Raw genomic sequence first — 7,075 nt, 5'->3', positions numbered from 1 at the left:
CGGTGGTAGCGGTGGTGCCGCCGTCGTTCACGTGTTCGAAAAGGACGGGGAGGTGAGCGCGTAATGGCCGCGATCACCGGCGTCGGCGCGTACGCGCCGCGGTTCCGCATCAGCGCCGAGGCCTTCGAGGACGCCTGGGGGCAGTTCCACGCCGCCGGCGTCACCCAGAAGGCCGTCCCCGCGGCCGACGAAGACGCTCTGACGATGGCCTACGAGGCCGCAACCCGCGCGCTCGAGGCGGCCGATACGGCCCCCGCCGAGATCGACTGGCTGGCGTTCGCTTCCTCGCGACCGCCGGCAGCCGAGGACGACCTGACCGCCCGGCTGGGCGCGATGCTGGCGCTCGCCGAGTCGGCGACTCGCCACGCGTTTTCCGGCAGCACGCGCGCCGGCACGCGGGCGCTGTGGGCCGGTCTCGACGCGCTCGAGGCCGACGCGACGACCGCGCTCGTCGTCGCCGCCGACGCGCCACAGGGCGACCCCGACGACGGGATCGACCACGCCGCCGGGGCCGGCAGCGCGGCGTTCGTCCTCAAGCGTGAGGGCCCCACCGAGATCGTCGATCGAGCGGAATACGCCGCGCCGTATCCCGGCACTCGGTTCCGCAACGCCGGCGAGGACGAGACACAGGGACTGGGAATCACCCAGTACGACCGGCAGGCCTTTACCGAGACGATCGGCGGGGCCGTCGCCGGCCTCGAGGACGAGCCCGATCCCGACGCGGTCGCGATCCAGGCTCCCGACGGGAAACTCCCCTACCGCGCCGCGGGCGCGGCCGGCGTCGGGACCGAGGAGATACGGGCCGCCACGACGGTCCACGATCTGGGCGACCTCGGCGCTGCGAGCGTCCCCGTCTCGCTGGCGACCGCACTCGCGGACAGCTACGAATCCGTTCTCGCCGTCTCCCAGGGCAGTGGCGCGGGCGCGGACGCCTTCGTTGTCGAGACCGACGGCGAGGTGCCGGCCGTCACCGCGCTCGAAGGATCGGATCCGCTTTCCTACGCCGAATACCTGCGCCAGCGCGGCGTTGTGACCACTGGCCCCCCCTCGGGCGGCGGTGCCTACGTCAGCGTCCCCTCCTGGCGGCGCTCGCTCCCCCAACGCTACCGGCTCGAGGCGGGTCGCTGTTCGGAGTGCGGTGCGCTTTCCTTCCCGCCGGACGGTGCCTGCGACGACTGCGGTGCGCTCGCCGACTACGACCCCGTCGAACTCGCGGGCGAGGGGACGATCGAGGCCGTCACGACCATCTCGCAGGGCGGCGCGCCGCCCGAGTTCGCCGAACAGCAGGCTCAGTCGGGCGACTACGCGGCCGCGATCGTCGCGCTCGAGACGGGCGGTGCGTCGGAGACGCAACGAAAAGACGGCGATCACGCGGAGCGTCGCTCCGCGGACCACTCGAGCGGGCAGCGCCCGCGAAAAGGAGCCGTCGATAGCGGCGACGGGACCGTCAGCGTCCCCGCGATGGGCACCGATGCCGACCCCGCCGATTTTTCGGTCGGTGAGCGGATCGAGACGACGATCCGACGGATCTACACGCAGGAAGGCGTCACCCGCTACGGGTTCAAGATGCGGCCCGCAGGCGAGTAGCGGGCGCGAGTCCGAGCCGTCGAAACTGGGGTTGCGGGCTCCATCGAAGAAGGGGGACTCGAGGGCGGCGAGCGAGTCGCTCGCTGAACGTTCCATCGACCGCGAACCCCGTTCGGCCGGTCGTATCGAGAACGGGCGAGCGCAGTTACGGCTTGAAATGCGGCCAGCTCTTTTCGGGGATCAGTTCGGTTTCGCTACAGCAGCCACACTCCGCAGGTGCCTCGTACTGGTGACCGCTCTCGGTTCGTTTGGTGACCGTACCGGCGTGTATCGTTTGACAGGCCGTACAGACGTACTTCTCCGGCATTTCTGGGGTGTGAGCCATGTCCATTGATTCCCGAGCCACCAATATATAGCCGGGGTGAGAACAGCTCACAGAATAGCTGGCAGACGGACGAACGTCCCGCTGCCCTCTCGAGCACCTAGTTCCCCGTCAGCGCCTCGCTCGCCGGTGCGAACTCGATCGTCTGCCCGACCCCCTCCTCTTTCGCGCGCTCGTAGAGCAGGGACGCCGCGGCGACCGTCTCGATTCCCGTCCCGCCGCTGTCGAAGACCGTGAGTTCGTCGTCACTCGTTCGGCCGGGTTCGGTCCCGGCGACGACATCGCCCAGTTCCGCGTGGACGTGGTCCTCGGTGATCACGCCTTCCTCGAGCGCCTGGATGAACGAGCCGGCGTCCATCGTCGCCCGCTCACGGAGGTCGGGGACGTAGGTCGCCCGCGCGATCGTCTCCGCGTCCAGTTCGCGCTTGTCGGGCGAGTACTGACCCATCGCGGTGACGTGGGTGCCAGGCTCTAGGTCGTCACCGTCGATGACCGGCTCGCTGGCCTGTGTCGCCGTGATCACCACGTCCGCGCCCGTTACGGCAGCGGTGTTCGAGTCGACCGCGCGGACATCGGCCTCGAGGGCGTCGTCGAAGTCGGACGCGAAGGCCGCGCGGTTCTCGGGCGTCGGCGAGTAGACGCGAACGTCGGTGAACTCGCGGACGGTCGCGGTCGCGTGGAGTTGGCCCCGCGCTTGTGCGCCGCTACCGATGATCGCGAGGGTGTCGGCGTCGTCGCGGGCGAGTTCGTCGACGCCGACGGCACCCACCGCACCCGTCTTGAACGGGTTCATACTCGCGCCGTCGAGCAGGGCAAGCGGTGCGCCGCTCTCGGCGTCGAACAGGGGGGTCATGAACCAGGCGTCGGCCGCACCGAAGCCGGCGCTGTACATGTATCCGCCCATGACACCCGTGTCGGGGAGGATGGCGGCATAGGCCGTGAACATCCCCTCCGGATCCTCGCGGAGGAACTTCGACCGCGGCTGGGCGGGCGCGCCCTCACCGCGCTGGCGATAGCCATCGCGGACGGCGTCGACGTATTCGGACGGCGTTGCGAGCGTATCGACATCCGAACTGGTCAGAAACAGCGTGTCAGTCATAGTCGACAAGAGGATGCAAAGACGTGAAAAAGGATCGAAACCGGGGATAGAGACCGAAAGCGCAAGATCAGTCCGCGTTGATCGGCGGCCGCGCGGATCGGGATTCATCGCCGGAGTCGACTGGCGTATTGACGAACATTGCGTGCCCGATAATTCCCATCGCGGCCAGCGAACCGAGCGGTATCGCCGCCGTCAGCGACAGTCCCACGAACAGCAGGGCGGCGGTGATACCGAGCAGTGCGACTGGGATGAGGCCGAGGACAATGTCGTAATATCCAGTCATAATCTATCCTATAGTATGCGAGATAACCATATAAGTGTTTCCCATAATCAGTTCGTGGTGTACTGATAACAATCTAATATTTGCTGAAAATAATCTCTATAACTTATAGAGCAGCTCTGTCGTCCCAGTCTGATAATGTGTTGCCGATTGAAATACCGACGGCAGCGACTCGAACGGTACGCCCGACAGTATTAACCCATAAGAAGCCGTCTACCGCACGTTTCGTCCGAGCGTGGTCGGGACGATAATACCTAACTCGACTCGAAAAGATGACAGCAACCGGTATCGTGGTGACTCACTCCGTTACTGATAGGTACAGCGAGAACCCGAGCCGCCAGCCGAGCAAAACGACCAGGACGGAGAGGGTTATCACGACCGGGAACGGCCAGATCGTGTTGCCGTGTAACTGCGGGACACCCCTGAGCATGAGCCCCACGTTTGCCGCCGCGATCCAGGCGGTCGCTGTTACTCGGAGTTCGTCCCGGCCCAAGAGCCGGTCACGCGTGTAAACGCCTGCGAGCGCTGCGACGGCGAGCCACCCGACCACGAACGGAGCGATCGTCTCGAGCGATTCGAGCGGGGTCGCGATCGGGTCGCCCCCGTGATGGACGTAGCCGTAGAGGACCATCGCGGTGACGAGGCCGACATCGACTACCCCGGCGGCGATCCGATCGCGGCCGGCTGCGCTGTCACGGACGCCCGTCTGAACTGCCGTGTCCATAGTCGACTGTGGGTGCCCCGTTCCTATTGCTTCCCCGGTTCCGCTCGACGGCGTGGCCGACGGCTGCGCGAGCGCGACAAACGGAGTCGGCCGCTCTCCGAGCCGACTTCGACTCGGTCGCGGCGATCACCGATATCCCTGACAGGTGAGGAGGAACTCGGCGACCGGCGGCCGCCGAGTGTCGTCCAACGGACAGAACGTCTCCGTGCGAGGGTGGCCTCGCACGATCGAGCCGTCGGTCGGGAGGCACTTTGTTATCGACACCGTTCAGCGGCGGCGGCCACACGGTCGGTGTCCGACCGACTGGTAAGCGAGTCCTACGGCCACAACCACTCCGTGAAACGGGCCCATTGCGACGACCCTCGAGACGGATACCGTGCGGACTATCAACGGGCACGGGTGTCAGCGGAAGCACTGCGATGAAACGGTCCCGAACCGCTCGCGTGATGGTCGCGGTCGAGGTTCGATGGCTCGGCCGTGAGCGGGGCACCGATCGGTCGCACTCAAGGCGGTGACGACAGTTGACGAGGCCGGCGAACGGATCGTCGCCGACGCCTGCGACCCACTTCGACGGATGGTTGACGCGGGTTATCCGTCTTTTCGGCCCGAGAAACCGATCGTCGCCGGATCGAAGAAATACGTCGATCCGCAGCCGTCACACGAGGCGGCCAGGTGTTTGCCGTGACTGTGGAGTTTCCAGAGTTTCGTCTGCCCACGCTCGAGTTCGAGCGTGACTGGCTGATCGCAGCCGGTGACCGTACAGGGGAACCGAATATACCAGTTCGGGACCGACAGCGCGCCAAGCGGCGCGAGTTCGCTTCGGAGTCGACAGAGCAGGTTGAAGATGGTGACCGAGAGGTCATCCCGATCGATCGTCACGCCTTCGATGTCACTGATGAACCCGCGACAGCTGACTCCGTCATCCCGGACCGGCAAGACGGGAATTCCTTTCGCCACCGCGTAGCCGACCTCCTGATTGATCCAGGTGTTCCCGGCCGCGTCCTCGGTTAACACAGCGACGACGAGGTCGCTGTTGGCGAGGCGACCCTCGAGTCGCTTTCGGGAGCGGCCGGACTCGATCTCCTCGAGCGCGATGTGGACGCCGAAGGGGAAGTTCTTGACCGTCGAGAACAGGTCCTGAACGAGATCGAGATTCCGTGGCGCGTGTGAAACGTACACCTGCTCCCCAGTCATTGAATCGTCTACGATACACACGCGTATGGGACATCATTAATCTATCCCCGCGTTCCTCTTTAATGATTGTCCTGTTCGTGACGGTTATTTGTGACGGTTGTAAGGACTCGCTGGGAGAACTCGAGTTGGGTAAGCGTCGATCCGAGCCCGCGGAACCACTCGCGTTCGACATGCCACCGCCCGCGGACATCGCCGTCGGTCGTCAGCGAGGTGGCCTCGAGACGCCCCGGTGTCCACTCCCGTTCGTCGCCGATCGTCACGAGCGTCCGCACGACGGCACCGACCTCGGTGCTCGTGACGACGGGCGCTTCGGAGACGGCTTCGTACTCGAGCTCGATCCCGGCCCCGTCAGCCCCGGGTGGGTCGCGCTCGTCCAGCCACCGAAAAGCGGTCAGATAGAGCCCGTGACTCATCAGTCGATTCTCGAGCGTGACGGCCACGGGTCGCTCTCCCGCTGCGGACTCGTCGCCGATGCCGGGATCGCTCCCGGGATCGTCCCCCTGATCAGTCATACGCACTCTTCGGCGGCGATCGAAAAAAGTCGGTCGACGGGCCGCGTCTTCGAGACGCGGTCGACACGGTGCCCGCTTCAGAGCGGTTCGACGAGGTCTTCGAGCGCCGATTGCGGATCGTCGGCTTTTGCGACCCCGCTGGCGAGCAGGACGCCTTCGGCACCCAGATCGCCCGCGGCGACGACGTCGTCACCCGTACTGATGCCCGCACCACAGAGGACCGACACCGAAGAATCGACGTTCGCTGCCGCCTCGACGGCGTTCTCGACGACGTCGGGATCGGCCTGACTGACCGGCGTCCCGGTGCCGATGAGTGCGGGCGGTTCGACGGCGACGGCGTCCGGCCCCAGCGCGGCGGCCGCGCCGATCTGGGCCGGGTTGTTCGCACAGACGATCGTCTCGAGATCCGCCCGCTTGGCCGCACGGACGGCACCGTCGATGTCGGCCAGTTTCAGCCGCCGCTCGGAGTGATTGATCAGCGTGCCGACCGCGCCGGCGTCGGCGACGCTCTCGGCGAGCGCGTGCCCGGTGTTGCTCCCGTGTTCGATCGCGTCGACGTGCTGTGCCCACGTCTCCACACCCGTTTCGGCGACGCGCTCGATATGGGCCGCCTGCGGTGCGACGGCTAGACGAGCGTCAGTGGCGTCGTTGACGTCGCGAACGGCCGCCGCGACTTCGACCGGGTCACACGGATACGTCTTCAGATTAACGAGGACGAACATATCGGCAACCGCACCCGCCCGAAAGAAATAGTTTGCGAGTCGGCGGCGGTATCGAGGACGGAACCGGCCGTCGCGGTCAGTCCTTGCGCTTGACGACGTCGCCCAAGGTGTAACTCCCCGTCGAGGAGCCGCCGGACCACTCCGAGTCCTCGCCGGAACTCCCCTGTGCGCTCAGGCTGATCTCGAGGAAGTCCTCGAGTTCGCTCTGGACCTTGTCGCTTGGCAGCGTCTCGCCGCGTTCGATCTTGCGGATCAGGCTGGCTTTCTCGTTGAGTTCGTTCGCGAGATCGGACTGGCTGAGCCCCGCGTCCTCGCGTGCGTTGCGGACGCGGTCGTCGTAATCGGTCGCGAGTTCATCCATGTCGTCGAACATGTCCGAGCGGCGCTGGCTCGAGCCGCCCGAACTGGCGGAACTCCGACTCGAGCCGCTCGACTGGCCGCCCCCGCTCGACGAGGACGAACTCGACCCGGTCGAGTACTTCGTCGAGCCGCTCGAACTCGACGTGTCTTTGACTTCAGTGCCGAAGTCCGTGCAGTTCGAACACACGTCTAGCTTCGCGCCCTCGACTTTGATGGTGTTCGGGGACGACGTCTCGGCCCCACACATCTCGCACTGAACCATGTCGGACTCTATA

At 65.9% G+C, this 7,075-nt stretch carries 9 protein-coding genes; 1 reads left to right on the top strand and 8 read right to left on the bottom strand.

Going from position 1 to position 7,075, the window contains the following annotated elements:
- Nucleotides 1-63: 63 nt before the first annotated feature.
- Nucleotides 64-1,587: a zinc ribbon domain-containing protein gene (locus tag C486_RS00935; RefSeq protein WP_008452009.1), complete on the top strand. Its 1,524-nt coding sequence runs from the start codon at nucleotides 64-66 to the stop codon at nucleotides 1,585-1,587.
- A gap of 145 nt (nucleotides 1,588-1,732) precedes the next feature.
- Here the strand turns inward: C486_RS00935 and C486_RS00930 are convergent, their stop codons facing one another.
- The 8 genes from C486_RS00930 to C486_RS19755 all read right to left on the bottom strand — a co-directional run bounded on the left by C486_RS00930 (nucleotide 1,733) and on the right by C486_RS19755 (nucleotide 7,062).
- Nucleotides 1,733-1,912 carry a hypothetical protein gene (locus C486_RS00930; protein WP_049888485.1) on the bottom strand — a complete coding sequence of 60 codons (180 nt, stop codon included), beginning with the start codon at nucleotides 1,910-1,912 and terminating at the stop codon, nucleotides 1,733-1,735.
- Nucleotides 1,913-2,009: 97 nt separating this feature from the next.
- Entirely contained in the window at nucleotides 2,010-3,008 is a 999-nt protein-coding gene (locus tag C486_RS00925) for an ornithine cyclodeaminase family protein (RefSeq protein WP_008452005.1), read from the bottom strand.
- A 67-nt stretch (nucleotides 3,009-3,075) separates the two neighbouring features.
- Nucleotides 3,076-3,291 carry a hypothetical protein gene (locus C486_RS00920; RefSeq protein WP_008452003.1) on the bottom strand — a complete coding sequence of 72 codons (216 nt, stop codon included), beginning with the start codon at nucleotides 3,289-3,291 and terminating at the stop codon, nucleotides 3,076-3,078.
- Nucleotides 3,292-3,586: 295 nt separating this feature from the next.
- Complete coding sequence (locus C486_RS00915) at nucleotides 3,587-4,012, bottom strand: DUF3054 domain-containing protein (protein ID WP_008452001.1); 426 nt, start codon at nucleotides 4,010-4,012, stop codon at nucleotides 3,587-3,589.
- A 588-nt stretch (nucleotides 4,013-4,600) separates the two neighbouring features.
- Nucleotides 4,601-5,206, bottom strand: a complete 606-nt coding sequence (locus C486_RS00910) for a toll/interleukin-1 receptor domain-containing protein (RefSeq protein ID WP_008451999.1) — start codon at nucleotides 5,204-5,206, stop codon at nucleotides 4,601-4,603.
- Nucleotides 5,207-5,265: 59 nt separating this feature from the next.
- Nucleotides 5,266-5,718 carry a hypothetical protein gene (locus C486_RS00905; protein WP_008451996.1) on the bottom strand — a complete coding sequence of 151 codons (453 nt, stop codon included), beginning with the start codon at nucleotides 5,716-5,718 and terminating at the stop codon, nucleotides 5,266-5,268.
- A gap of 77 nt (nucleotides 5,719-5,795) precedes the next feature.
- Entirely contained in the window at nucleotides 5,796-6,440 is a 645-nt protein-coding gene (gene tpiA, locus C486_RS00900; RefSeq protein ID WP_008451993.1) for a triose-phosphate isomerase, read from the bottom strand.
- Nucleotides 6,441-6,516: 76 nt separating this feature from the next.
- Nucleotides 6,517-7,062 (bottom strand): multiprotein bridging factor aMBF1, encoded by a 546-nt coding sequence (locus C486_RS19755; RefSeq protein ID WP_083865979.1) that lies wholly within the window; start codon nucleotides 7,060-7,062, stop codon nucleotides 6,517-6,519.
- Nucleotides 7,063-7,075: the final 13 nt, after the last annotated feature.

The sequence above is a fragment of the Natrinema gari JCM 14663 genome (assembly GCF_000337175.1).
Classification (GTDB): domain Archaea; phylum Halobacteriota; class Halobacteria; order Halobacteriales; family Natrialbaceae; genus Natrinema; species Natrinema gari.
Note: the sequence above shows the minus strand (reverse complement) of the source record. Positions and strands in the feature narration are given on the sequence as shown.

Bases quoted from the DNA above. Each gene is read 5' to 3' on its own strand.
- C486_RS00935 (WP_008452009.1), top strand. From the start codon at position 64: ATGGCCGCGATCACCGGCGTCGGCGCGTACGCGCCGCGGTTCCGCATC.
- C486_RS00930 (WP_049888485.1), bottom strand. From the start codon at position 1,912: ATGGCTCACACCCCAGAAATGCCGGAGAAGTACGTCTGTACGGCCTGT.
- C486_RS00925 (WP_008452005.1), bottom strand. From the start codon at position 3,008: ATGACTGACACGCTGTTTCTGACCAGTTCGGATGTCGATACGCTCGCA.
- C486_RS00920 (WP_008452003.1), bottom strand. From the start codon at position 3,291: ATGACTGGATATTACGACATTGTCCTCGGCCTCATCCCAGTCGCACTG.
- C486_RS00915 (WP_008452001.1), bottom strand. From the start codon at position 4,012: ATGGACACGGCAGTTCAGACGGGCGTCCGTGACAGCGCAGCCGGCCGC.
- C486_RS00910 (WP_008451999.1), bottom strand. From the start codon at position 5,206: ATGACTGGGGAGCAGGTGTACGTTTCACACGCGCCACGGAATCTCGAT.
- C486_RS00905 (WP_008451996.1), bottom strand. From the start codon at position 5,718: ATGACTGATCAGGGGGACGATCCCGGGAGCGATCCCGGCATCGGCGAC.
- tpiA (WP_008451993.1), bottom strand. From the start codon at position 6,440: ATGTTCGTCCTCGTTAATCTGAAGACGTATCCGTGTGACCCGGTCGAA.
- C486_RS19755 (WP_083865979.1), bottom strand. From the start codon at position 7,062: ATGGTTCAGTGCGAGATGTGTGGGGCCGAGACGTCGTCCCCGAACACC.